This is a genomic window from Rhizobium moroccans, from assembly GCF_057559155.1.
The window spans coordinates 1-23,016 of the sequence record NZ_JBHFJG010000007.1 but is presented as its reverse complement, the minus strand read 5'-3'; the positions used below and the strand labels follow the sequence as shown (position 1 = coordinate 23,016).

20 protein-coding genes and 1 other RNA gene are annotated in these 23,016 nt (G+C 63.1%); 10 read left to right on the top strand and 11 right to left on the bottom strand.

Going from position 1 to position 23,016, the window contains the following annotated elements; all coding sequences use genetic code 11:
• Positions 1–34: 34 nt before the first annotated feature.
• Positions 35–1,813: an acetolactate synthase 3 large subunit gene (locus ACE04I_RS04840; protein ID WP_046792596.1), complete on the bottom strand. Its 1,779-nt coding sequence runs from the start codon at positions 1,811–1,813 to the stop codon at positions 35–37.
• 380 nt (positions 1,814–2,193) lie between these two features.
• On the opposite strand from ACE04I_RS04840, the gene ACE04I_RS04835 reads away from it, so the two are divergent.
• On the top strand, positions 2,194–4,278 hold the full coding sequence (locus ACE04I_RS04835) for an ATP-binding protein (RefSeq protein ID WP_487206703.1): 2,085 nt from the start codon (positions 2,194–2,196) through the stop codon (positions 4,276–4,278).
• A gap of 9 nt (positions 4,279–4,287) precedes the next feature.
• Here the strand turns inward: ACE04I_RS04835 and miaA are convergent, their stop codons facing one another.
• A complete protein-coding gene (gene miaA / locus ACE04I_RS04830) occupies positions 4,288–5,178 on the bottom strand; it encodes a tRNA (adenosine(37)-N6)-dimethylallyltransferase MiaA (RefSeq protein WP_046792598.1) in 891 nt (296 codons plus the stop codon).
• On the opposite strand from miaA, the gene serB reads away from it, so the two are divergent.
• From serB to ACE04I_RS04810, 4 genes are read left to right on the top strand one after another with little or no spacing between them, the layout of a single operon-like run.
• Positions 5,179–6,069, top strand: a complete 891-nt coding sequence (gene serB, locus ACE04I_RS04825; RefSeq protein WP_046792599.1) for a phosphoserine phosphatase SerB — start codon at positions 5,179–5,181, stop codon at positions 6,067–6,069.
• Between the two features lie 58 nt (positions 6,070–6,127).
• Positions 6,128–6,415: a BrnT family toxin gene (locus ACE04I_RS04820; RefSeq protein ID WP_046792600.1), complete on the top strand. Its 288-nt coding sequence runs from the start codon at positions 6,128–6,130 to the stop codon at positions 6,413–6,415.
• A complete protein-coding gene (locus tag ACE04I_RS04815) occupies positions 6,396–6,683 on the top strand; it encodes a BrnA antitoxin family protein (protein WP_046792601.1) in 288 nt (95 codons plus the stop codon). The genes ACE04I_RS04820 and ACE04I_RS04815 overlap by 20 nt, the downstream gene beginning before the upstream one ends.
• A complete protein-coding gene (locus ACE04I_RS04810; RefSeq protein WP_245282030.1) occupies positions 6,680–7,282 on the top strand; it encodes a GNAT family N-acetyltransferase in 603 nt (200 codons plus the stop codon). Before ACE04I_RS04815 ends, ACE04I_RS04810 begins: the two co-directional genes overlap by 4 nt.
• A gap of 369 nt (positions 7,283–7,651) precedes the next feature.
• Here ACE04I_RS04810 and ACE04I_RS04805 read toward each other — a convergent pair whose 3' ends face one another.
• The 6 genes from ACE04I_RS04805 to ACE04I_RS04780 form a co-directional block, all read right to left on the bottom strand.
• Positions 7,652–9,247 (bottom strand): Do family serine endopeptidase, encoded by a 1,596-nt coding sequence (locus ACE04I_RS04805; RefSeq protein ID WP_082118215.1) that lies wholly within the window; start codon positions 9,245–9,247, stop codon positions 7,652–7,654.
• 471 nt (positions 9,248–9,718) lie between these two features.
• On the bottom strand, positions 9,719–10,657 hold the full coding sequence (gene hflC, locus ACE04I_RS04800) for a protease modulator HflC (RefSeq protein ID WP_046792603.1): 939 nt from the start codon (positions 10,655–10,657) through the stop codon (positions 9,719–9,721).
• Positions 10,657–11,757, bottom strand: a complete 1,101-nt coding sequence (gene hflK, locus ACE04I_RS04795) for an FtsH protease activity modulator HflK (protein ID WP_046792604.1) — start codon at positions 11,755–11,757, stop codon at positions 10,657–10,659. Before hflK ends, hflC begins: the two co-directional genes overlap by 1 nt.
• Before the next feature lie 146 nt (positions 11,758–11,903).
• Complete coding sequence (locus tag ACE04I_RS04790; RefSeq protein WP_046792605.1) at positions 11,904–12,431, bottom strand: dihydrofolate reductase; 528 nt, start codon at positions 12,429–12,431, stop codon at positions 11,904–11,906.
• Entirely contained in the window at positions 12,431–13,225 is a 795-nt protein-coding gene (locus tag ACE04I_RS04785) for a thymidylate synthase (protein WP_046792606.1), read from the bottom strand. Before ACE04I_RS04785 ends, ACE04I_RS04790 begins: the two co-directional genes overlap by 1 nt.
• Positions 13,226–13,318: 93 nt before the next feature.
• Positions 13,319–14,236 (bottom strand): LysR family transcriptional regulator, encoded by a 918-nt coding sequence (locus ACE04I_RS04780; RefSeq protein ID WP_046792607.1) that lies wholly within the window; start codon positions 14,234–14,236, stop codon positions 13,319–13,321.
• A 94-nt stretch (positions 14,237–14,330) separates the two neighbouring features.
• Between ACE04I_RS04780 and ACE04I_RS04775 the strand changes: the two genes are divergently transcribed.
• From ACE04I_RS04775 to ACE04I_RS04755, 5 genes are all read left to right on the top strand, one after another.
• Positions 14,331–15,137: an NAD(P)H-dependent oxidoreductase gene (locus ACE04I_RS04775; protein WP_046792608.1), complete on the top strand. Its 807-nt coding sequence runs from the start codon at positions 14,331–14,333 to the stop codon at positions 15,135–15,137.
• 65 nt (positions 15,138–15,202) lie between these two features.
• Positions 15,203–15,569, top strand: a transfer-messenger RNA (tmRNA) gene (ssrA, locus tag ACE04I_RS04770).
• A 118-nt stretch (positions 15,570–15,687) separates the two neighbouring features.
• Positions 15,688–16,194, top strand: coding sequence for an SspB family protein (locus ACE04I_RS04765; protein WP_046792609.1), 507 nt, complete (start codon positions 15,688–15,690; stop codon positions 16,192–16,194).
• A 14-nt stretch (positions 16,195–16,208) separates the two neighbouring features.
• Positions 16,209–16,403: a DUF4169 family protein gene (locus ACE04I_RS04760; protein WP_046792610.1), complete on the top strand. Its 195-nt coding sequence runs from the start codon at positions 16,209–16,211 to the stop codon at positions 16,401–16,403.
• A gap of 74 nt (positions 16,404–16,477) precedes the next feature.
• Positions 16,478–16,693, top strand: a complete 216-nt coding sequence (locus ACE04I_RS04755; protein ID WP_046792611.1) for a ribbon-helix-helix domain-containing protein — start codon at positions 16,478–16,480, stop codon at positions 16,691–16,693.
• Here the strand turns inward: ACE04I_RS04755 and ACE04I_RS04750 are convergent.
• The 3 genes from ACE04I_RS04750 to ACE04I_RS04740 form a co-directional block, all read right to left on the bottom strand.
• Entirely contained in the window at positions 16,690–17,472 is a 783-nt protein-coding gene (locus tag ACE04I_RS04750; RefSeq protein ID WP_082118216.1) for a DUF3658 domain-containing protein, read from the bottom strand. The two genes, ACE04I_RS04755 and ACE04I_RS04750, sit on opposite strands and share 4 nt — an antisense overlap.
• A gap of 10 nt (positions 17,473–17,482) precedes the next feature.
• Entirely contained in the window at positions 17,483–21,193 is a 3,711-nt protein-coding gene (locus ACE04I_RS04745; RefSeq protein WP_487206702.1) for an AsmA family protein, read from the bottom strand.
• A gap of 136 nt (positions 21,194–21,329) precedes the next feature.
• Positions 21,330–22,742 carry an FAD-binding oxidoreductase gene (locus tag ACE04I_RS04740; protein ID WP_046792614.1) on the bottom strand — a complete coding sequence of 471 codons (1,413 nt, stop codon included), beginning with the start codon at positions 22,740–22,742 and terminating at the stop codon, positions 21,330–21,332.
• Positions 22,743–23,016: the final 274 nt, after the last annotated feature.

Genomic DNA, 23,016 nt, shown 5'->3' with positions numbered 1-23,016 from the left:
TCCTTAGAATTCAGTTCAAGAAAGCGAGCCCGCATCAGACGAGCTGGCGCCCCTTCGCGTCGATCGCCGTCGCTACCGCTTCGTCGGTCGCCTCGTCCGGCAGCAGCATCTCGTTATGCGCCTTGCCCGAGGGGATCATCGGGAAGCAGTTGGCGAGATTGGCCACCCGGCAATCGAAGATCACCGGCTTGTCGACCGCGATCATTTTTTCGATCTTGTCGTCCAGTTCCTTCGGATCATCGCAATAGAGGCCGACTGCCCCATAGGCTTCCGCCAGCTTCACGAAGTCCGGCATGGCTTCGGTATAAGAGTTCGACAGGCGATTGCCGTGCAGCAATTGCTGCCACTGGCGCACCATGCCCATGTACTGGTTGTTCAAAATGAAGATCTTGACCGGCAGATTGTGCTGGATGGCGCAGGACATTTCCTGGATGCACATCTGGATCGACGCGTCGCCGGCAATATCGATGACGAGCGCCTCCGGATGGGCGACCTGGACGCCGAGTGCGGCGGGCAGGCCGTAACCCATGGTGCCGAGGCCGCCGGAGGTCATCCAGTGGTTGGGCTGCTCGAAGCCGAAGAACTGCGCTGCCCACATCTGGTGCTGGCCGACCTCGGTGGTGATGTAGGTATCCTTGCCCTTGGTCGCCTCGAACAACCGCTCCAGCGCGTATTGCGGCATGATGACGTCCGAAGAGTTCTTGTAGGAGAAGCTCTTGCGCGCCCGCCAGCTTTCGATCTGCGCCCACCATTCCTGGGTCTGCGCCTTTTCCGGCTTCTTCGGCAGCGCCCGCCACAGGCGGACCATATCCTCCAGCACGCTCCCGACGTCGCCGATGATCGGCAGGTCGACCCGGACGGTCTTGTTGATCGAGGACGGATCGATATCGATGTGGATCTTCCGGGAGTTCGGCGAGAACGCGTTGACCCGGCCGGTAATGCGGTCGTCGAAGCGGGCGCCGATGCAGACCATGACGTCGCAATCATGCATGGCCATGTTGGACTCGTAGGAGCCGTGCATGCCGAGCATGCCCAGCCAGTTCTTGCCGGATGCGGGATAGGAGCCGAGCCCCATCAGCGTGGAGGTGATCGGGAAATTGGTGAGTTCCACCAGTTCGCGCAGCAGCCGCGACGCTTCCGGACCGGAATTGACGACGCCTCCGCCGGTATAGAGGATCGGCCGGCGCGCCGAGGCCATCAGCTCGACCGCCGCCTGGATCGCACCGAGATCGCCCTGGACCTTCGGCTGGTAGCTGGACTTGACGGGCGTTTCCGGACGCGGCGTATAGGTGCCGGTCGCGAACTGGATATCTTTCGGGATATCGACGACGACAGGACCGGGCCGCCCGCTCTGGGCGATACGGAAGGCCTCGTGGATGATGCCGGCAAGCTCGTTGACGTCCTTGACCAGCCAGTTGTGCTTGGTGCAGGGGCGGGTAATGCCCACCGTATCGCATTCCTGGAAGGCGTCGGAGCCGATCAGCGTGGTCGGGACCTGGCCGGAAATGCAGACGAGCGGAACGGAATCCATCAGCGCGTCCTGCAGCGGCGTTACCGCATTGGTCGCGCCGGGGCCGGAGGTGACGAGCATGACGCCGACCTTGCCGGTGGAGCGGGCATAGCCTTCGGCAGCGTGGCCGGCCCCCTGCTCGTGCCGCACGAGAATGTGCTGGATATCGTCCTGCTGGAATATCTCGTCGTAGATCGGCAGCACGGCGCCGCCCGGATAGCCGAAGATATGCTCCACGCCGTTGTCCTTCAGCGCTTTCAGAACGATCTCCGCGCCCGTCATGCGATTGTCAGTATCCGTCATTGCTCTCGTCCATTCGCCGGTGATTTTGGTGCATTAAGCTCATTGCGAGCCGGATTGAAGGCATAAAAAAAGGCCCCTTGAGGAGCCTGTCTTTCCGCGCATGGGTGGCTGTCGCCGGATGGTTACACCATCCTGCCCATGCGCGGTCCCACCACAATAAGTGCGCTCGAAATCTTCATGGTGCGAAGTGTTAGCCACATAATCGGCATTCGTCAACTTGGCCCTGCGTCAAAAAATGCCACCTCGATTTTTTCGCGGCGGCCGAACCGCCGCCCGCTACACCACTTGTTAAACCGGCGGCGATACAATTCCCGGCATTTCAAGGGATAGCGCGAGCTCGCTGACGAGCCGCAAGCCAACCCCAGCGACAGGGGCCAGTTTTGCTGAACAACGACCTCCATCGTTCCATCTCGGCCGGCGAGCACGACCGGCGCGATCTTCAAAAGGCCGGCGACCGCCTGCTCGGCCGGGTCGTCGCCTGCAGCGGATCGCATGCCACGATCGCGGCTATTGCCGCGGATGGTGACACGGAGGTTGCGGAACTCTGGTCCGTCGGCCGCCTCATCTCCATCGCGGTCGGGGAAAACCGGGTGGTGGCTCTCGCCTATTCCATGCAGACCAGCCGTCAGGACTGGAGCGAGCGCGAGGACAACAGCTTCCATATCGAAGTCGAGCTTCTGGGTGAGGTCCGCACGCGCCCGGATGGCCGGGACGAGTTTTCCACCGGCATATCGCGCTATCCGCATCTCGGCGCCATGGCCCACCGCATCCGCGCGTCCGACCTGCTGCGCATCTACGACACCGGCAAGAGCGACACCTGCGTCATCGGCAAGATCACCCAGGACGAGACCATAGACGCGACGATCCACATCCCATCGATGCTGTCGAAGCATTTCGCGATCGTGGGTTCGACGGGCGTGGGCAAGTCCACGGCCGTTTCGCTGCTGTTGCACAAGGCGATCGAAACCGACCCCAAGCTCAGGGTGCTGATCCTCGATCCACATAACGAATTCGCGGCCGCCTTTCCGGACCACGCCGTCGTCATCGATACCGACAAGCTCGACCTGCCCTTCTGGCTGATGAAGCTCGACGAATTCGCGGAAGTGGTGTTCCGCGGCCGCCCGCCGGTCTCGGAGGAGATGGATATCCTGCGCGATCTCATTCCCGAGGCCAAGCGCGCCTTCCGGGGCAGCGAGGGCTCGCCGGCGCGGCGCAGCGTGGAGCGGAGCTCGATCACCGCCGACACGCCGGTTCCCTATCGCGTGGCGGACCTCCTGGCCTTCATCGACGAACGCATCGGACGGCTGGAAGGACGCGGCGAGAAGCCGTCCCTCCGCTCGCTCAAGGTGCGGATCATGTCGGCGATCAACGATCCGCGCTATCATTTCATGTTCTCCAACAATACGATCAGCGACACGATCATGGAGACGATCGCGCATATCTTCCGCATTCCGGGCGGAGACAGGCCGATTTCCACCTTCCAGCTTGCGGGCATCCCTTCCGAGGTCGTCAATTCGGTCGCGTCCGTGCTTTGCCGCATGGCGTTCGAGATCGCGCTCTGGAGCAATGGCGCGATCCATGTTCTGGTGGTCTGCGAGGAGGCGCACCGCTATGTGCCCGCCGACCGGGAACTCGGTTTCTTCCCCACCCGGCAGGCCATTTCCCGAATCGCCAAGGAGGGCCGCAAATACGGCGTGTCGCTCGGTATCATCACCCAGCGGCCGGGCGAGCTCGACCAGACGATTCTTTCGCAATGCTCGACAGTGTTCGCCATGCGGCTTTCCAACGAGCGCGACCAGGAAATCATCAAGTCCGCGATCCCGAATTCCTCCATCTCCACGACGAGCTTCCTCTCCTCGATCGGCAACGGCGAGGCGATCGCCTTCGGCGAGGCGATTTCCGTGCCGATGCGCATGCGTTTTTCGCGCGTCGACCGCCTGCACCTGCCGAAGGCGCATGGGATAGCAGAAAGGCAAACGGAAGAGACGCCGGACACTGTGGATCTGCGCGCGGTCATTACCCGCATGCGCGCGATAAGCGGCCCGGACATTTCCACCTTCCAGCGCCGCTACGAGGCGGCGACCGCACCGGACAATCTGGCCTTCGAAGGCAGCCCGGAAGTCCATGACTTTCCGCCGGCAAGCGACGAGGAATTCGAGCGTTGGGATCGCGAGATGCATGGCGATTCGAGACCAACCGCCGACCCGTCAGGGAGCCCCGAGGCCCCGCGGATAGAGCCCTACAGGCCCTACATGCTGCCCCGCGGCGATGCCTCTGCCAAGCAGCCTTCGACGCCATGGCCCGATCGCTTCGCCGAACTGCGCAAGCAGCGCTTTCCCGAGCCTGCCGCTCAGCCCCCTTCGCCGGGCGGAGACGGCCCACGCGCTCCCCTGCCGAGACGCGAGGGTTCGCTGCGGGAAAGCCTGCTGAAGCGGCCCTTGAGCAGCCTCTACGACAAGGATTGAGCGGGCCGACTACCCCAGCCGTTCCCAGCTCTCGTCCATCTGGTTGCGGAACCAGGTCATCTGGCGCTTGGCATACTGCCTCGTCAGCGCCGAGCCTCTTTCGATGACCTCTTCCCTCGTCATCCCGCCTTCCAGCATTTCGGCGATCTCCCGCACGCCGATCGCCTTCATCACCGGTAGATCGGGTGCCGGATCGAGAGCGAGAAGCGCCCTCACCTCCTCGACCGCGCCGGTCTCCAGCATGGTCTCGAAACGGCGATTGATCCGCTCGTGCAGAAGCGTGCGATCCGGCAGCACGACGATCTTGCGCGCCCGCGCCGGATCGATGACCATCGGGCCGCGCCTATCCTGAAACTGCGAGATCGAACGGCCCGTCTCCTCCAGGACCTCGAGCGCGCGGACGATCCGCTGACCGTCCTTGGGTTCGAGGCTTGCCGCGACCGACGCATCCAGAAAGCTGAGTTCGGCATGGAGGGCCTCCGGCCCCACTTCCTTCAAGCGCAGGCGCACCCGGCAACGGATATCCTGCGAGATTTCCGGCATGTCGGAGAGACCGCCGGTCAGCGCCTTGAAGTAGAGCCCCGTGCCCCCGACCAGCACCGGCAGCCTGCCTTCTGCCTTCAACTCCGTCAAAACGGCCGAGACGTCGCGCAGCCATTCGCCGGTGGAATAGGCGCGCGTCGCCGGCACGTGCCCATAGAGCAGATGCGGCACGCCGCGCATCTCCTCGTCCGACGGCCTTGCGGTGAGGACCCGCAATGTATCGTAGACCTGCATGCTATCGGCATTGATCACCACGCCGCCCTGCTCTTCGGCGAGCCGCGCGGCAAGCGCCGACTTGCCGCTCGCCGTCGGCCCGGTTATCAGGATCGCGTCCGCATTATCCAAAAGGTCTTCCATATGGCTTTCGTTGCCACGCTCATCGCCCATCCGTCAAACCCCATTCTGTCACCCGCGCTTGGGGAGAAGGCGGCCGAGGCGGTGAATGCCGCCGGTCTCTACTGGCTTGCGAACGGCATCGCCTGCGATCTCGCGCTGCGCGACGGCGCAGATCCGCGGGCGGCCGAAGCCAATCTGCAGGCCGTGATCGCCGCAAGCCCGATCGACCTCGTGGTGCAGGAGGCCGAAACCCGCCGCAAGAAATTCCTGATCGCCGACATGGATTCCACCATGATCGGGCAGGAATGCATCGACGAGCTCGCCGACGTGGTTGGCCTGAAAGAGAAGGTCGCGGCGATCACCGCGCGGGCCATGAACGGCGAAATCGCCTTCGAACCCGCCTTGCGGGAACGTGTCGCTCTCCTGAAAGGCCTTTCGGTTTCCGTAGTCGATGACGTGATCGCCAAGCGTATCACGCTCACCTCCGGCGGACCGGAGCTCATCGCCACCATGAAGGCGAAGGGGCATTATTCGGCCCTCGTTTCCGGCGGCTTCACCGTGTTTACCAGCCGCATCGCGGCGCGCCTCGGCTTCGACGAGAACCGCGCCAATCTCCTTATCGAGAAGGACGGGCTGCTGACCGGCGAGGTGGCCGAACCGATCCTCGGCAAGCAGGCCAAGATCAACGCGCTGGTCGAGATCAGCGAAAGGCTCGGCATCACGCCGGAAGACGCGATCGCCGTCGGCGACGGCGCCAACGATCTCGGCATGCTGGGGCTTGCCGGCTCCGGTGTAGCATTGCACGCCAAACCCACCGTCGCCGCTCAGGCAAAGATGCGCGTCGACCATGGCGACCTCACCGCCCTTCTCTACATCCAGGGCTACAGGAAAGCGGATTTCGTGACGCCATGAATACCATCATTCATCGCCGTTGAAGCATTACAAAAATGTATGTACACTAGGTGATGCGATGGAATTCGAATGGGACCCTCAGAAAGCAAACCTGAACAAGGCGAAGCACAAGGTCTCATTTGAAATCGCGCAACATGTCTGGGACGATCCGCATCATGTGATTATCCCGGACGGGGTCTATGACGGCGAAGAGCGCTGGCTTGCGATAGGCTCGGTCGCATCGGTGACCATTCTCGTCGTTGCGCATGTCTACCGGAGCGCCGGAGCACAAGAGGTGATCCGTATCATCAGCGCTCGAAAGGCCACTTCGCATGAGAGGAGACGATATGAGCAAGAAGCCTTTTAGTGACGATCAATTGGCCGAACTGGCGGAAATCGCAGCGCTGAACGATGGCGATATCGACACCAGCGATATCCCGGAAATCACGGAAGAACAGTGGCGCCTGGCAAAACGAGGCCACCTTTACAGACCACTGAAAAAATCCGTCACCATCCGGCTGGATGCCGACGTGATCGAATGGTTCAAATCGCACGCTCATGGCAGCGGCTATCAGACCGAAATCAACAGCGTGCTGCGTCAGCATGTTGCCCGGCAGGAAAAGAAGCGGGCATGACGTCCAATCCGATCCACCGGGAAATGCCCACCATCATCCTCGAAACCGAACGGCTGCGGCTGCGGAACTGGCTTGCCTCCGACCGAGACCTCTTCCGCGAGATCAATTCCGACCCGAAGGTAATGGAATTCTTTCCCTTCCGGCGCACACACGCGGAAGCCGATGCGATGATGGAAAAGCTGAACGGCATCATCACCGGGACGGGCCTCGGCTTCTACGCGCTGGAACTCAAGGAAACCGGCGAGCCGATGGGCTTCTGCGGTCTTTCGCTCGCCAACATGCCGGATATCTTTCCGCCGGAGACGGTGGAAATCGGCTGGCGGCTGGCCACCCGCTTCTGGGGCAATGGCTACGTCACGGAAGCGGCAAGCGCGCTCATCGGCTGGGGTTTCGAAAAGGCCGCCCTTGAGGAGATCGTCTCTTTCGCTGTGGCCGGCAACCGGCGCTCCACGGCGGTCATGGAACGGATCGGCCTCAAGCGTGATGCCGGGCGCGACTTCGACCATCCGCGCGTGCCCGACACGCACCCCCACCTGAAGGGCCATGTGGTCTACGCCCTCAGCCGGGAAGAATGGGAGGCCGGCAGAACGCCGGCCTAGGACCAATCGACAATCAGGTTTCGGACGCGGCGCGAGCCGGATTTCGTGGATGGCAAGGAGAAGGAACCGACGTGGAGCATAACTCCACGAGGGGCCTTCGACGCAGCAAGGCGCGAAATCCGCCGCGTCCCACGCTGCGCCAGCCGGCCTGAAGGCCGGCTAAAGGACGCAGCGCTCTCCGGAACGCGCGCAATCCTTTCCGAAAATGCTGAAGCATTTTCGGGGTTGCGCGTGGGATATGGTGAAAATCGCCCATTTCCGCGTCGCGAAACCTTGATGGAGTTCGGCTCCACCATCGGTTTCGCTCCTAGAACTGAACGATTTTCCCTCATACCGCGCTCCAAACCCTGAATGTCGATTGGCCCTAACCTATTCGAGGGGAACTGCCACGAACCGCAGGTTTCCGGTCGCGTCGGAAATCATCACATGCGCATTGCGGCGGCCTTCCGCCTTCAGCGCCTGAACCTTGGCCACCACATCGGCCGGGCTCGCCATGAAATCCTGCCCGACTTCGACCACCACTTCGCCGGGCTTGAGACCCTTTCCGGCCGCGGCTGAATCCGCCTCCACGGCGGTGATGACGACGCCCTCGACGCTTTCGGCAATGCCGAGGCTCTTGCGGCGCTCTTCATCGAGTGTCGCGAGCGTCATGCCGAGGCTGAGCGTCGGGTCGTCCGTTACTGCCCCGGACTGATCATTGGGCTGATCTCCAGATTGATCCCCGGACTGATCTCCGGATTGGTCACCGGGAGCACCGTTCTCCGGAGCCATGTCCTCGCCCTCGCCTTCGGGCAGCACCGGCTGTTCGGCATCGTCGGCGGCGGCATCGGCGCTGTCCTCCAGACGGCCGAGCGTCACCTTGACGGTCTCTTCCTTGCCGTCGCGCAGGACGACGACGTCGACTTCCTTGCCCACCGCGCTCTCTGCCACGGCCCGCGGCAGGTCGCGCATTTCGCTGACCGGGCGGCCGTCGAAGGAAAGGATGACATCGCCGGAGCGCAGCACGCCGTTGTCGACCGGACCTCCCTTGATGACGCCGGCAACCAGCGCGCCGCGGGCGCGGTCCAGGCCAAGGCTCTGGGCGACCTCGTCGGTCACCGGCTGGATGCGCACGCCGAGCCAGCCGCGGCGCGTTTCGCCGAACTCGATCAGCTGGTGGACGATGTTTTCCGCAAGTTCGGTCGGGACGGCGAAGCCGATGCCGATCGAGCCGCCGGAGGGCGAGATGATGGCCGTGTTGATGCCGATGACCTCGCCCTTCATGTTGAAGAGCGGTCCGCCGGAATTGCCCTTGTTGATGGCGGCATCCGTCTGGATGAAGTTGTCGTAGGGCCCGGCATTGATGTTGCGGTTGCGGGCCGAGATGATGCCGAGCGTCACCGAGCCGCCGAGCCCGAAAGGATTGCCGATCGCCATCACCCAGTCGCCGATCCGCATCTGCCGCGAATCGCCGAAACGCACCGCCTTCAGCGGCGTCTTCGGCTCCACCTTCAACACCGAAAGGTCGGTCTTGGTGTCGGTGCCGACCAATGTGGCCTTGAGCTTGCTGCCGTTCGGGAAAACCACTTCGATATCGTCGGCGCCTTCGATCACGTGGTTGTTGGTCACCACGAAGCCGGCCGGATCGATCACGAAGCCGGAGCCGAGCGAGGAAACCTTCTGGGCCCCGCCCTGACCACCCTGGCCGTCGAAATAGTCCTCGAAGAACTCCTGGAAGGGCGAGCCCTCCGGAATCTGCGGCTGCGGGCCGGCGCCCTCCTCCTTGACGCTCTGGGAGGTGGAGATGTTGACCACCGCATCGAGCAGCCCGCCGGCCATATCGGCGATCGAGGCCGGCCCGGCACCCGGCAGAACCGGCGAAGGCGGCGTGCCCGCAATCGGCGGGGAAGAGGTCGGCGGCGCCGGCAGCATTTCCGCGGCAGGTGGCGCGGGCGGAGCCGGCTGCGCCTCGGGAGCAGGCTGCATGTCAGGGGCCGGCTGTGTATCTGGGGGAACCGGCTGTACCTCCGGAGAAGCTGGTGGCGCTTCCGGGGGAGCAGGCTGTGATTCCGGGGGAGCTGGCTGCGTGTCAGGAGCCGGCTGCGTATCAGGGAGAACCGGCTGCGCCTCCGGCGCGGCTGGAGGAACGGCTGGCCCGGTCGTCTGGGCTGCAGCCTGCAAGGGTCCCGCCAGAACGGCGAAGGCCGCGATCAGCGCGACTGAGCACTTCCAGGACGATTGAACCGAATGGACCATCTGGTTTCCTCGCTATCGGGTATGCCCGGCGGAGTAGCGGGCGGACTGTTGAACTTCGGCCTCAAGTTTCGACCGAGCATAAGGCGGAATAAAGACAGGCGAAATTACCTTTTCGTGAGACCGCCCCCTCACCCGGCATTCGCCTGTGGATGTCTCCACAAAAGATCGGGGCGGCCCGAAGCCGCCCCGATCATCGTTCCGTCAGTTAGCCGGCGCCGCCGGCTGGGCGGGCGCGGCAGGCGGCGTCGCCTGCCCCGGCTGGCCGCCGGAGCCGTTGAAGAAGCGGAAGAATTCCGAATCCGGCGACAGCACCATGGTCGTTCCGCTATTCGCCATCGAGGCCACATAGGCCCGCATCGAGCGATAGAACTGGAAGAAGGCCGGATCGCGCGTGAAGGCTTCCGCGAAGATCTTGTTGCGCTGGGCATCGCCCTCGCCTCGGATGATTTCCGAATCGCGCTGGGCCGCGGAGACGAACTCCACCACCTGGCGGTCGGCGATCGCCCGGCGACGCTGGCCTTCCTCGCCACCACGGGCTCGGATCAGCTCCGCTTCGGCCAGACGCTCTGCCCGCATGCGGGCGAAGGTCTGCTGCGAGACTTCCTGCGTCAGGTCGGTCCGGCGGATGCGGACGTCCTGGATCTTGACGCCGAGAGATTCGGCCGCCTGGTTCAAGTCGTTATGAACCTCGGTCATCATCGAGGCGCGCTCGTCGGAAAGCGCGGCGGTGAAGCTGCGCAGACCGTAGACGCGGCGCAGGCCGGCATCGAGACGGGTGCTGAGACGCGCTTCGGCAGCCTCCCGGTCGCCCGACACGGCCTCCCGGAAGCGGCGGGGGTCTTCGATGCGATAGACCACGAAAGCGTCGACTTCATAGAAGGCGCCGCCGCGAACCTGGACGCGGATATTGTCCAGATCGAAACGCAAGGCGCGATCCTCGATATACTGGACGCGGTCTGCATCCATGAACGCGAAGGGCAGCTTGAGATAGATGCCGGGTTGGCTCTTCACGTCCTGAATCTCACCGAAGCGGACGACGATGGCCTGCTCGCGCTCGTTGACCACGAACACCGAGGAGTAGACCAGGAAAAGGATGACCGCGAGGCCAATCAGAAATGCGGGGAGCTTGTTGGAAATCATCAGTTTGCTCCCTGCTGCGTCGTCACCGGCCGGTTGATTTCATTGAGCGGCAGGTAGGGAACGACGCCCTGGCCTCCCTCGATGATGATCTTGTTCGAGTTCTTCAGCACGTTCTCCATGGTTTCGATGAAGATGCGCTCGCGCGTGACATCCGGCGCATTGGCATATTCCTGATAGATCGAGATGAAGCGCTGCGCCTCACCCTGCGCCTCGTTGACGACGCGGTCGCGATAGGCCGAAGCCTCTTCGCGAACCTGGGCGGCCTGACCGCGAGCCTGGCCGAGCTGCTGGTTCGCATATCGATTGGCTTCCTCGACGATGCGGTCCTCGTCCTGCTCGGCGCGCTGCACTTCTTCGAAGGCATCGGCCACTTCACGCGGCGGGGCCGCATCCTCGATCGGCACGGCGTTGATCGAAATGCCGGAGCCGTAGCGGTCCATGGTGCCCTGAATGATATCGCGAACCTGCGTCGACATACCTTCGCGGTCGTCGCGGAAGAGGTCCTGCGCCGGACGACGGCCGGCGACCTCGCGCATGGCGCTGTCGGCGACCTGCTGCAACGTCTCGGCCGGCGATTCCAGATTGAAGAGATAGGCGCGCGGATCGGTCACCGTGAAAAGCACCGAGAACTGCACGTTGACGATGTTCTGGTCGCCCGTCAGCATCCAGCCCGCGTTCGAATTGCTGGAACCGCGTGCGCCGATATTCTGCTGCTGCTCGGTAACCTTGACGATCTCCACCGTTTCGAACGGCCAGAGATGGAAATGCAGGCCCGGCATGGCGATCTCTTCCTTCGGGCGGCCGAAGCGCAGCTCGACGCCGCGTTCGTCCGGCTGCACGGTGTAGATCGACTGGAATGCGAGGAAGGCGAGGAGGACCAGCGCAATGATCGCGAATGCGCCGCCATTGAAGCCTCCCGGCACGATGCCCCGCAGCCTGTCCTGGCTACGTCGGATGATGTCCTCCAAATCCGGCGGGCCGCCGCTGCCGCCGCCGCGTGGGCGGTTGGGTCCCTGTCCCCAGGGTCCCTGATTGTTACCGCCGCCACCGCCGCCGCCCCAAGGGCCGCCGCCGCCACCATTCTGATTGCTCCAGGGCATCAAAACCTCTTTGTTTGCAAATTCTCCCATCCCAGGAACGACAACTTATAACAGCCGCGGCCAAGGTCATTGCCCGTTATAGGTACGAGTTTCGCGCCTTTCAACGCGGCAACCAATAACTTCCAGGTGTTTGGTAACGAAATGTTTCAGTTTGCCGCAGTGCGGCGGGAATAAACGACGAAACGGGTCGGAAAACTGTCCTTTTCGCCCGCCGGGACGAATAGTTCCTCGCTCTTTTCGAAGACTGCGGGATCTATCGCCGGAAAGAAGGTATCGCCGTCGGCGATCTCTGCTTCCACATGCGTCACATAGAGCCGGTCGGCGACGTCGATCGCCTGGGCGTAGATCTGCCCGCCGCCCAGGATTCCGATCTCATCCGCTCCCGTTTGCGCCGCGACCGCCTGCGCCCGCTCAAGTGCCTCTTCAAGCGACCGCGCCACATCCGCGCCTTCCACATGGAAGGCCGGATCGCGGGTGACGACCACGTGCGGCCGCCCCGGCAGAGGTTTGCCGCCGAAACTCTCCAGCGTCTTGCGCCCCACGATCATCGGCTTGCCGAGCGTCATCGCCTTGAAGCGCTTGAGATCGGTCGAGAGCTTCCAGGGCATGTCGCCATCGCGGCCGATGACGTTGTTCCTGGAGACCGCGACGAAAATCGAAACCGGAACGGCCATCACACCGCTACCGCCGCCTTGATATGCGGATGGGGATCGTAATCGGTGAGCGTGAAATCCTCGAAGCGGAAGGAGAATATATCCCTCACTTCCGGATTGATGTGCATCTTCGGCGGCGCCTTCGGCTCGCGGGTGAGCTGCAGTTTCGCCTGCTCGAAATGATCCGAATAGATATGCGTGTCGCCGAGTGTATGGACGAAATCGCCGAGTTTCAGCCCCGTCACCTGCGCCATCATCATCGTCAGCAGCGCATAAGAGGCGATGTTGAACGGCACGCCGAGGAAGACATCGCCCGACCGCTGGTAGAGCTGGCAGGAGAGCTTTCCGTCAGCGACATAGAACTGGAACAGGCAGTGGCAGGGCGGCAGCGCCATCTCATCCACCAGGGCCGGGTTCCAGGCGGAAACGATATGGCGGCGGGAATTCGGATTGACCTTCAGCCCTTCGACAAGCTGCGCGATCTGGTCGACATGCCGACCGTCGGGCGCCGGCCAGGAGCGCCACTGATAGCCGTAGACGGGGCCGAGATCGCCGCTTTCATCGGCCCAATCGTCCCAGATCGAAACCCCGTTTTCCTTGAGATAGGCGATATTCGTGTCGCCTTTCAGGAACCAGAGCAGTTCATGGATGATCGATCTCAGGTGCAGTTTCTTGGTGGTCAGCAGCGGAAAGCCTTCCGCAAGGTCGAACCGCATCTGATAACCGAAGACGGAGCGCGTGCCCTTACCGGTGCGATCGCCACGATCGATGCCGGTTTCCATGACATGCCGGAGGAGGTCGAGATATTGCTTCATGATACGGCCGCTGATTCCTTGTTACCCTCATATTAGCGCCGACTGCGCCGGCGGGCCACCTGCTTGCCGCCACCTCCACAGAATATGCCTGTCTCATCGTTCGATGCCCGGAATGGCGGAAATTTCTGCGGCGAGGAAATCCACCAGCAGGCGAACCCGGACGATACCGGCCCGCTCGGGCACGATCAGCATGTTCAGCGGCACCGAAGGCAGGGAATATTCCGGTAGGACGGCCTCTAACCGTCCCTCCCCCAACAGATCGTCGACAAGCCAGCGGTGGGTGGGGCCGATGCCGCGGCCGGCGGCAAGGGCCTCCCGCGCGGCAAGCCCGTGATCGACGCGAAAACGCCCGCCGAACGCCACGACATGCCGCACGCCGTCTTCCCCCTGCAGGACGAGCGTGTCGCTTCCCGCCACGTTCGACATGCGAATGCCTTCATGCTCGGCAATGTCCTGCGGGCGAGCCGGCCTGCCATGGGCCGCAAGATAATCCGGCGCTGCGACAAGCAAGCGGCGGCTCTGGCCGAGGGGCCGCAGCTTCATGGAACTGTCGGTCAGCGGTCCGAGCCGGAGCGCGATATCGACGCCTTCCCGCACGAGGTCCACTCGTTCGTCGGTGAGGCTGAGATCGACCCCGATATCGGGATAGCGATCCTGAAAGGCGAAGATCAGGCGGGTGACATGCAGCACGCCGAAGGCCGCGGTGCAGGAAATCCGGATCGTGCCGGCCGGTGCTCCGCGCGCGCCCCGCGCTTCGTCCCCCGCCTGCTCCACGAGACGCAGGATCTGCACGCTGTCGGCATAATAGCGGCTGCCTTCATCCGTCAGCGTCACCCGCCGGGTAGTCCGCGACAGAAGCGGCACGCCGACCGCCTCTTCCAGCTCCCTCAGATGCCGCGTCACCGTGGATTGGCCGATGCCGAGTTCACGCGCCACCGCCGAGAGGCTACCGCGTTCGGCCACCCGGATGAAGGTGCGCATGCGCTCCAATGTGACGTCCGATTTATCCATAATACGGCACAATCATATTCATTGGCCACATCTAGTGGATCACATTCCTTCTGTCTACTTGAGGGTAAGTTCTCATTTCAGAGGAATACCGACCATGAAAGTTCTGCTTGTCTTTGCTCATCCCGAACCGGGTTCCCTCAACGGGGCGCTGCGCGATGTCGCCGTCAACGAACTCGAAGCCCAGGGCCACGAAGTGCGAGTGACCGACCTTTATGCGGAGGGCTGGAAATCCGAGGTCGATCGCGCCGATTTCCCGTCGCTCGCCCCGGATGCGCGTCTTGTGCCGGTTGCGGCGTCCAAGAAGGCCTTCGAGACCGACAGCCTGACGGACGACGTCAAGGCCGAGATCGAGAAGCTTCTATGGGCCGACGTTCTGATCCTCCAGTTCCCGCTCTGGTGGTTCAGCATGCCGGCAATTATGAAAGGATGGGTCGAGCGGGTCTATGCCTATGGTTTCGCCTATGGTGTCGGCGAGCATAGCGACACGCGGTGGGGCGACCGCTATGGCGAGGGAAAGCTCGCCGGCAAGCGCGCCATGCTGATCGTGACCGCCGGCGGATGGGAGGAGCATTATTCCGCCCGCGGCGTCAACGGACCGATCGAGGACCTGCTGTTTCCGATCAATCACGGCATCCTCTATTATCCGGGTTATGACGTCCTGCCGCCATTCGTGGCCTACAAGGTCGATCGTCTCGACGAGGCGGGATTCGAAACCGTCGCGGGGCGCCTGCGCGAGAGAATGCGCACGCTGCAAACCACCGCGCCCATTCCCTACCGGCGGCAGAATGGCGGCGATTATCTGATCCCGAGCATGCAGCTACGACCCGGCCTTGCCGATCCGTCCGCGAGCGGCTTCGCGCTGCATCTCGGCGGCGCCGAGGTGGTCCGCAAGGCGTCCTGACGGATGTCCGGCTTTCCGCCGCGCCTCCCAATTCCCAATATTTTTCAGGCCGCAAACGCGGCCTGCCTCTTTTCATGGCGCCCGGAAACACCTATATCAGCCTTGCCGGGCATCTGCCCGGCTATGGCAATAAACGGTCGGTGTAATAAACCTATTGGACCCGGGGGCGGTACCCGGCGCCTCCACCAAAAACCGGTCGGTCCGAAGACCGGCTTTTGATGGGGGCGAAATAGGATCGACAAGGGTGTAAAGATCGAACTTTTGCTCGGCATGATACCACCGTCATCGGGTCACAAGTGTAGTTGCAAACGACAACAACGCTAAGGAATATGCTCTCGCTGCCTAATGGCGGTGCGGGAATTCCGCTCTAAGTCCTTAGGGTTAGCACCTTAAGGCGGGGTCCGAAGGCACCTGGCAACAGAAGCCTTCACCTTCTCCCTCCAGTCGAATAGTATGTGGTTGACTCGAAGCGTCGCGGGGGTTTTCCCCGAGCCGGCCGCATGGCATAACGCGCTTTGCATAAGACAGAGAATTGGAAAGACAGGACCGTATGGGGCAGGATCATATCCGTTACGACATTCTGGCGCAGGACGCTTTGCGCGGCGTCATCCGCAAGGTTTTGGCGGAGGTCGCGGCAACCGGTCGCCTGCCCGGAGACCATCACTTCTTCATCACCTTCCTGACCGGCGCGCCGGGCGTGCGCATTTCCCAGCACCTGAAAGCGAAATATCCCGAGCAGATGACCATCGTCGTCCAGCACCAGTTCTGGGACCTCAAGGTAACCGATACCATGTTCGAGATCGGACTTTCCTTCTCGGATACGCCCGAACGTCTCGCCATCCCCTTCAATGCCATTCGCGGCTTCTACGACCCGTCCGTGAACTTCGAGCTCGAGTTCGAAGTGCCGCTGTCGGAAGAGGACGATGCATCGGCCGAAATCACCGCCATTCCGGTCGAAGCCGCGCCGCGCGCGGTCGAGGCACCGGAAGCCGCCCCCAGCGAAGAGAAGAAGCCTGGCTCGGTCGTCTCGCTCGATTCCTTCCGCAAGAAGCATTGATCCCAAGAGGTCTCATGACCGGCCAAGTCGTCAATCTTCGCCAGTTCCGAAAGAACAAGGCGCGCAGCGAAAAGGAAAAGCAGGCGGAGCAGAACCGCCTCGCTTTCGGTCGCGGCAAGGCGGAGAAGACCCTGACCCGCGCGCTCAACGAAAAGGCGGAAAAGACGCTGGACCAGGGTCGGCTGGAAAAGCCGCTCGACGAAGATTGACGGCCTGTGCGGCCGCCGCGCGGCCTTGAAGCCGAATTCCTGACCGCTCCATGCACTCCTAATGGAGCCTCCGCATGATCCGAAAACACTCAACCACGCTGCATGGTCATCGCACCAGCTTCACCCTCGAGGACGAGTTCTGGCAGGAGCTGCGGCTGATCGCCGAGGAGCGGAACATCAGCCTTGCGGCGCTCATTGCCGAAATCGACGACGGCCGCGCAGCGGAGAGCAATCTCTCCTCGGCGCTCCGCGTCCACGTGTTTCACCGGCTCAAGAACAAACTTTCCTAGGGGCTGGCCAACCGGACCCGGTAATTGCGCAATCCCTGGCGCTGGCCCTCGCTCTCAATCAGCGCTTCGCCGATGAGATGTTGCAGCCGGGAATGAATGAACATGTCGCTCAGTCCGTTTCGGGGGTCACATTTCCCCATCACATCGCCTGCGACCCGCGCCGCAAGGCGCCATTCGGCTGAGCAATTTTCCAGTATGAAGGCATCGTGAACCGACAGATCGCGGAAACGCAGATGTCCGGACCCGTCGCATTCCCGCAAGAGCTCCGGCCGAACGGCGATCGCCTCGAATTCCGCGGCAAGGCGGCGACGGTCGCCCTCCGGGACAACAGTTGCGTCCCTCGCAAAACCGATCAGCGACTGCGGCGTATGGACGGCAACAGCGTGCAAACCGTGCCGCGGCGGCACCGGAATATGCATCAGGGTTGCCCCCGTATCCGCAAGCCGATGGCAGGCCATCCGCAGGAAAACATAGTCCGCCCCGCTGCCGCTTGCCCAGATCAACACGCGATGCGGCCCTCCGGAAATCACCTGCTCGCGCAATATCCGCCACGGAGCAAAGACATCCTCTTCCCCGTGCATCGTTAAATCCAGATCATCATCGCCATATCCCTTGGAAAGGCCCTGCCAAAACAGAAACCGCTCCCTTTCGCTGGCGAGGGGACCGAGTCTCAGATCATCCATGATGCAGTGCACGTCGCCCGACAAACCAAGGCGTTCGACGGCATATTTCAAGCTGCCGGCGGCACTTGGCGAAGTAACGACGTGAAAATCAGTCATGGCAAACCCGCTATTGAACGCCCGGCAGGCTCTGGAACGCTGAATTTCCGAGCGGCGGCAGGCTCTCCCGGATGACGTCCTCGGTGGGAGGCACGCTCAGAACGGGTGCCGACGGCTGATTTCCTTGCGTTTCCCGCTGTCGGCGCTGTTCGGCGAGAACGGCTTGCCGGCGCGTTTCGGCTTCCGCCTGCCTTCTGGCTTCGGCTTCCTGCCGCGCACGCTCTTCGGCCTCCGCCTTCTGGCGGGCCGCCTCACGCTCCGCCGCCTGGAAATTATAAAGCGCGACCTCGCGGCGAAGGCGCTGCTTTTCCAACACGCTCGCCTGTAGCGCCTCCACGCGCCGCCGTTCACGTTCGAAGGCGCGCTGCGACAGGAAATTCGTGAGCGGCGCGGCATCGATCGTCTTTTTAGGCGCGGCAAGATCGCCGGAATAGACGAGCCGCACCGTCGGATCTCCGCCCGCGATGGCTTCATCTCCGGCGTCATATGTGATCGCGAGATTGCCCTGGAGCGCCTCTTTCAGGAGATCGACGCGGACATCCCCCATCAGCTTCGCCGGACCGGTCGAGGCCGCGACGTTCTGTGCCCGGAGTTCGCCATCGGTGATGGTGAAGGGAATGGCGACCTGACCAAGATTGGCGGAGCCCTTGTGCACGACCTTCGATAGCAGAGGCAGGACCTTCGCTTCCGTCACCTCCCCCTCGAGCTTGTCGATCTCGGCGGAGAGCGGCGGCAGGGCATTCGGATTGATGCCCTCGACTGCAAGGTCGGAGAGCCGTATCTCGCCGGAGCCTCCGGCCGAATCCACGAGTTCGGCAACACTCTTTCCCGTCACCTCCGCCGAAAGATCGAGCCCCAGCTTGCCGCTTGCGATCGGCACTTCGTCAAGGTTCCAGACCAGTGGCGTAAGATCGGCGTCCTCCAGGTGGATTTTCGTCTGGAAGATACCGGCGCCTTCGCCGTTCGACATCATCATGCGGCCCGAAACCCTGCCGCCCTGCCACGTCCCGTTTCCGTCCTCGATCGTGACACCGCCATTCTTGTGCACGAGCTTCGCGGAAAAATCATCGATCCTGCCGGCCATGCCCGCCCAGAAGGCCTTGGCCTTCACGTTTAGGCTCACATCGGCGTCGCCGAAGATCGGCCGGCCGAAATCCCTTGCCGAAAAGGCACCGCTCTCGGGTTCGGTCAAAGGCCCGTAGACGGCTTCGCCAAGCCAAGCCAAATCGAGCGTATCGAAGTCGAGCGATCCGGATGCGGGATAGCCCGGTAGAGTGCGATCGATGTTCAGCTCGCCTGAAAAGGCGCTGCCGGCGGCCTCGCCGTTCACGCCCGTCAGATTCACGGTCTGCGGGGTCACGGCCACGTCTCCCGCAAACCGGAGCGGCAGGCCCGAGCCGAATTGCGGCAGGCCGATGCCCGTCATCAGCAGATAGGGTTCGAGATCGGCGCTCCGCAGATCCACATGCGCCCTTCCCTCACCGAAACCACCCGCCTTCAGATCGACATCGCCCTTGGCCGAAAGCTGCGTGCGCTCCGTGCGGAAAGAAAAGTCGGCGGCGGCAGGCCCTTCTCCCTGCTGACGGAGATCGAGTTCCAGACGGCCGGCGCCATCGCCCTCAAAAGGCAGCGGATCGAAACCCGCCTGGCCGAGAAGAATCGACGGCGTCGGATTGTCGAGCCTAGCCTTGACGGAAAAATCCGGCCCGCCGGTGAGATCGAAGATGCGTGGCAGTTCCAGATCCGCGGAAAGCCTGCTCCCGTTCATGGCGCCCGTCACCACCGCGGAAATGCCGCTTCGTCCGGCCCCGCCGATCGTCAGGTCGGCGGAAAGATCGGTATCGGCGAACCAGGCGGAATTGCGCGCCAGCTTTTGCAGGGCCGGATGCGGCGGCAGGCGGTCGCGCAGCATTGCGAGGAAACGGCCGGGATTTGCCGCCTTCAGAGTGACGGTCGCATTGCCGAGATAGGAGAGCAGAGAGCCTTCCGCCTTGCCGCGGGCATTGATCGTCGCCCCCTCCAGGCTGCCGACCGTCAGCCGTTCCAGCGACAGTGCGCCTTCCGAAAGCGTGAAGACGGTATCGACCTTTTCCGCCGCCACGCCGAAGGCGGTGAACCGGTCGGCTTTCAGATTGGCGGCGATGCGGTGGTCGAGCACGGCCTGACCGGCATCGTCGCCCGTCATCAGCGAGGCGAGCGCCCGCATGGCATCGATATCGATCTCGTTGCCCGAAAGATCGAGCGTCAGCGCGGGTACGGCGTTCGACTGCGACTGCCGTTCGACGCTGCCTTTCAGCGTCGCCGGGCCGATCGCCAGCTCGAGGTCGTCGAACCGCTGCAGTTCCGGCGTCAGATTGACCTTCGCCGAGAAACCCGCAGTGCGCAATTGCCGGATGGCCGGGTCCACCTGGCCGGAAAGCCAGTCCGCGAGACCCGAAGGCTGGGTCGAGGCGAGCAGGAGATCGCCCACGAAGGAGGGCCGGCCGGCCAGTGTCAGCAGGCCCTTGCCTTCGACCTGCGTGCGTCCCGGCAAGGTCGCCACCACATTGTCGACGGTCCAGCCCTGGCCGGCGGGGCGGATATCGAGACGGATGTCGCGGATGGTCGTATCGTCGGCGACGATCGCCGGCAGGCGAAGCGTCGCCTTGCCGGGCATCTGCGGAACGGGAATGCGGGCTGCAAGCTCGATGAAGGCGTTGATGCGGCGATTGGCGGAGGCGGCCGCATACCGGCCTGTCTTGCCCCGATTGCCGTTGCCGAGGCGGTCGACATCGATCTGCTGGCCCTCCGCGGTCAACAGGAATTCCGGCTTTTCGCCGGTATCCAGCGTCGCCTCGCCGGTCACGACGTAAGGGTCGTCCGGAGCGCCTGCCTCCAAGCGGTATTCCGGGATGCGGAAGCGCTCGTTGGTGAGTTCGAAACCACCCTTGACGCGTGGCCCCGGAGGCGGCGGTTCCACGGGCTCGGTCTCGTCTTCCTCCTGCAGAAAGCCGAAGGTGAAATTGCCGCGGTATAGCGGCTTGTTGTCGGCAATCGCCAGCTCGCCGTCGAGATTGACTTCGACCGGCTGCGCCTCCGGCCATAGGCGCAGCCGAAGCGGAAGCCGGGCCGCCGCGCGGTCGATCTCGCCGCTCGCCAGCGTGAAGCGCGCGCCATGGCCATCAAGGATCGCGGCGCCCTCGCCCCGCCAGGGACCGGTGAGCCTTTCAGCCGACATATCGGCCGAAAGCCCGGTGAGGCGGCGCGACTTGCCGGTCTGCTCGTCGATCAAGTCGATCGCGCCATCGGTGATGTGCACATCCTCGATGACGACGGTGCGGGCCGGGATCGCCGGGCGGCTGCCGCGCATCCAATCGAGCGTGCCGTCCTGCAATACGCGAATGCGCGCCTTCGGCTCCTCAATGCGCATGTCGAAAATACGCGCCTCGCCCGACAGGAAAGGCGCAAGCTCCATATCCATCGAGAACCGGGCGACCTGAACCAGCGGCTGGCCGTCGGTATCGGTTCCGACCCTCACATCATGCAGGGTGACGGAGGGAAACGGCAGGATACGCGCATCGACGGAGCCGTGGACGGAGACCTTCTTGCCGAGGATGCGGCTCGCCTGCTCCTCGAAGGCGACGCGAAAGCTCGACCAATCCACGAAGAACGGAGCGAGCAGCGCGGTGAAAAGCGCCACCACGACAAGTCCGCCGATTGCAAGCATGATGCGTTGAAGCACCGTCCCCGTTTCCTTCCGTTCCGTTCGCCTCACATAATCTCAACGGCAATCGCGTTTTCTTGTCACCCTAGTGCGTTTCACCACGAAATGAAAAGGTCGAAAGACCGCTGGCAGGTCACGCTTGCGGGAGCCCTCCTTAAAGAGGCCGCAGGATCTTGCCGGGATTGAAGATATTGTCGGGATCGAGCCCTTTCTTGATGGAACGCATCAGCCCCAGCGCACCGCCGAGTTCCTCTTCCAGGAAAGCCATCTTGCCCTGGCCAATGCCGTGCTCGCCGGTGCAGGTGCCATCCATGGCGAGAGCGCGGCGATTGAGGCGTTCCGTGAAAGCCTCGACCTTCGCGACGGAAGACGGGTCCTTGCCGTCAAAAAGGATGAGCACGTGGAAATTGCCGTCACCCGCATGGCCGACGATCGGCGCGAGCAAGCCCTCACGGGCGATATCGGCCTGGGTCTCGGCCACGCATTCGGCAAGCCGCGAGATCGGCACGCAGACATCGGTGGAAAGCCCGTCGAGATGCGGCGCCAGCGCCCGGCTCGCCCAATAGGCATCGTGTCGGGCCTTCCAGAGCTTGGTGCGCTCCTCGGCATTGTCGGTCCAGCGGAACTCGTCGCCGCCGCATTCGGCCGCGATTTCGGAAAACTGGGCGGATTGCAGCGCCACGGTCTCCTCGGTGCCGTGGAATTCCAGGAAAAGCGTCGGCTTTTCCGGGTAGCTGAGGCCGGAATAGGCATTGCAGGCGCGTATCTGCACGTCATCCAGCAGTTCGATGCGGGCGATGGGAATGCCCATCTGGATGGTCATGATGACGGCATCGCAGGCGGCCTGGAGGGTCGGAAAGGCGCAGACGCCGCCGCCAATCTTTTCGGGAATGCCCTGCAGGCGCAGCGTCACCGAGGTGATGACACCGAGCGTGCCTTCGGAGCCGACGAAAAGGCGGGTGAGATCATAGCCGGCGGAGGACTTCTTCGCGCGGCGGGCGGTGCGGACCTCCTCGCCATCGGCGGTGACGACCGTCAGCGACAGGACATTGTCCTTCATCGTGCCGTAGCGAACCGCATTGGTGCCGGAAGCGCGGGTCGCCACCATGCCGCCGATCGAGGCGTTGGCGCCCGGATCGATCGGGAAGAAGAGGCCGGTATCGCGCAGCTCCCGGTTCAGCTCCTCACGGGTGATGCCCGGCTCGACGGTGACGTCGAGATCGGCGGGGCTGATGCTGAGCACGCGGTTCATGCGGCTGAAATCGATGGAGATGCCGCCGGAGGGCGCATTGACCTGCCCTTCGAGCGAAGAGCCCGTGCCGAAGGGAATGACGGGCACGCGATGGCTCGCACAGGCCTTCACCACCGTCTTCACGTCCTCGGAACTTTCGACGAAGACGACGCCGTCCGGCAGTTGCGACGGCAGATAAGTGGCGGTGTGGGCATGCTGTTCGCGGAAGGACCGGCCGGTCTGGAAGCGCTCGCCGAAGGCCTGCTTCAAGATGCCGAGGACCGCGGCAATCCCCTCCTCATTGCGAACTCCCGTTCTCACATCCTTCACAGCCATCGACCAATCTCCCTGCAACTGACGAGGACTGGTTAGGCGACGGTTTTCGCTTTGTCCACCCTCGTCCTCGGGTCAGGCCCGAGGAGGACGACCCGAGTATTGAACGGTTTCCTCGAAGGCCCGAGGGTGACGAGTGGACGGACTCCTCTCTTGGTGCTGCAGCGGTTTTCTTTTCGTCATCCTCGGACAAGCGAAGCGCGATCCGAGGACGGCCGGGACACGTCGTGTGCCTCGTATTGAATTTTATAGGTGACACGCGACGTGTCCCGTTCGG

Bases quoted from the DNA above. Each gene is read 5' to 3' on its own strand.
- ACE04I_RS04820 (WP_046792600.1), top strand. From the start codon at position 6,128: ATGGAATTCGAATGGGACCCTCAGAAAGCAAACCTGAACAAGGCGAAG.
- ACE04I_RS04760 (WP_046792610.1), top strand. From the start codon at position 16,209: ATGACCGGCCAAGTCGTCAATCTTCGCCAGTTCCGAAAGAACAAGGCG.
- ACE04I_RS04840 (WP_046792596.1), bottom strand. From the start codon at position 1,813: ATGACGGATACTGACAATCGCATGACGGGCGCGGAGATCGTTCTGAAA.
- ACE04I_RS04750 (WP_082118216.1), bottom strand. From the start codon at position 17,472: ATGACTGATTTTCACGTCGTTACTTCGCCAAGTGCCGCCGGCAGCTTG.
- ACE04I_RS04775 (WP_046792608.1), top strand. From the start codon at position 14,331: ATGAAAGTTCTGCTTGTCTTTGCTCATCCCGAACCGGGTTCCCTCAAC.
- hflC (WP_046792603.1), bottom strand. From the start codon at position 10,657: ATGATTTCCAACAAGCTCCCCGCATTTCTGATTGGCCTCGCGGTCATC.
- ACE04I_RS04740 (WP_046792614.1), bottom strand. From the start codon at position 22,742: ATGGCTGTGAAGGATGTGAGAACGGGAGTTCGCAATGAGGAGGGGATT.
- ACE04I_RS04810 (WP_245282030.1), top strand. From the start codon at position 6,680: ATGACGTCCAATCCGATCCACCGGGAAATGCCCACCATCATCCTCGAA.
- ACE04I_RS04815 (WP_046792601.1), top strand. From the start codon at position 6,396: ATGAGCAAGAAGCCTTTTAGTGACGATCAATTGGCCGAACTGGCGGAA.
- serB (WP_046792599.1), top strand. From the start codon at position 5,179: ATGGCTTTCGTTGCCACGCTCATCGCCCATCCGTCAAACCCCATTCTG.
- ACE04I_RS04780 (WP_046792607.1), bottom strand. From the start codon at position 14,236: ATGGATAAATCGGACGTCACATTGGAGCGCATGCGCACCTTCATCCGG.
- ACE04I_RS04790 (WP_046792605.1), bottom strand. From the start codon at position 12,431: ATGGCCGTTCCGGTTTCGATTTTCGTCGCGGTCTCCAGGAACAACGTC.
- ACE04I_RS04785 (WP_046792606.1), bottom strand. From the start codon at position 13,225: ATGAAGCAATATCTCGACCTCCTCCGGCATGTCATGGAAACCGGCATC.
- ACE04I_RS04765 (WP_046792609.1), top strand. From the start codon at position 15,688: ATGGGGCAGGATCATATCCGTTACGACATTCTGGCGCAGGACGCTTTG.
- hflK (WP_046792604.1), bottom strand. From the start codon at position 11,757: ATGCCCTGGAGCAATCAGAATGGTGGCGGCGGCGGCCCTTGGGGCGGC.
- miaA (WP_046792598.1), bottom strand. From the start codon at position 5,178: ATGGAAGACCTTTTGGATAATGCGGACGCGATCCTGATAACCGGGCCG.
- ACE04I_RS04755 (WP_046792611.1), top strand. From the start codon at position 16,478: ATGATCCGAAAACACTCAACCACGCTGCATGGTCATCGCACCAGCTTC.
- ACE04I_RS04805 (WP_082118215.1), bottom strand. From the start codon at position 9,247: ATGCAGCCTGCTCCCGAGGCGCAGCCGGCTCCGCCCGCGCCACCTGCC.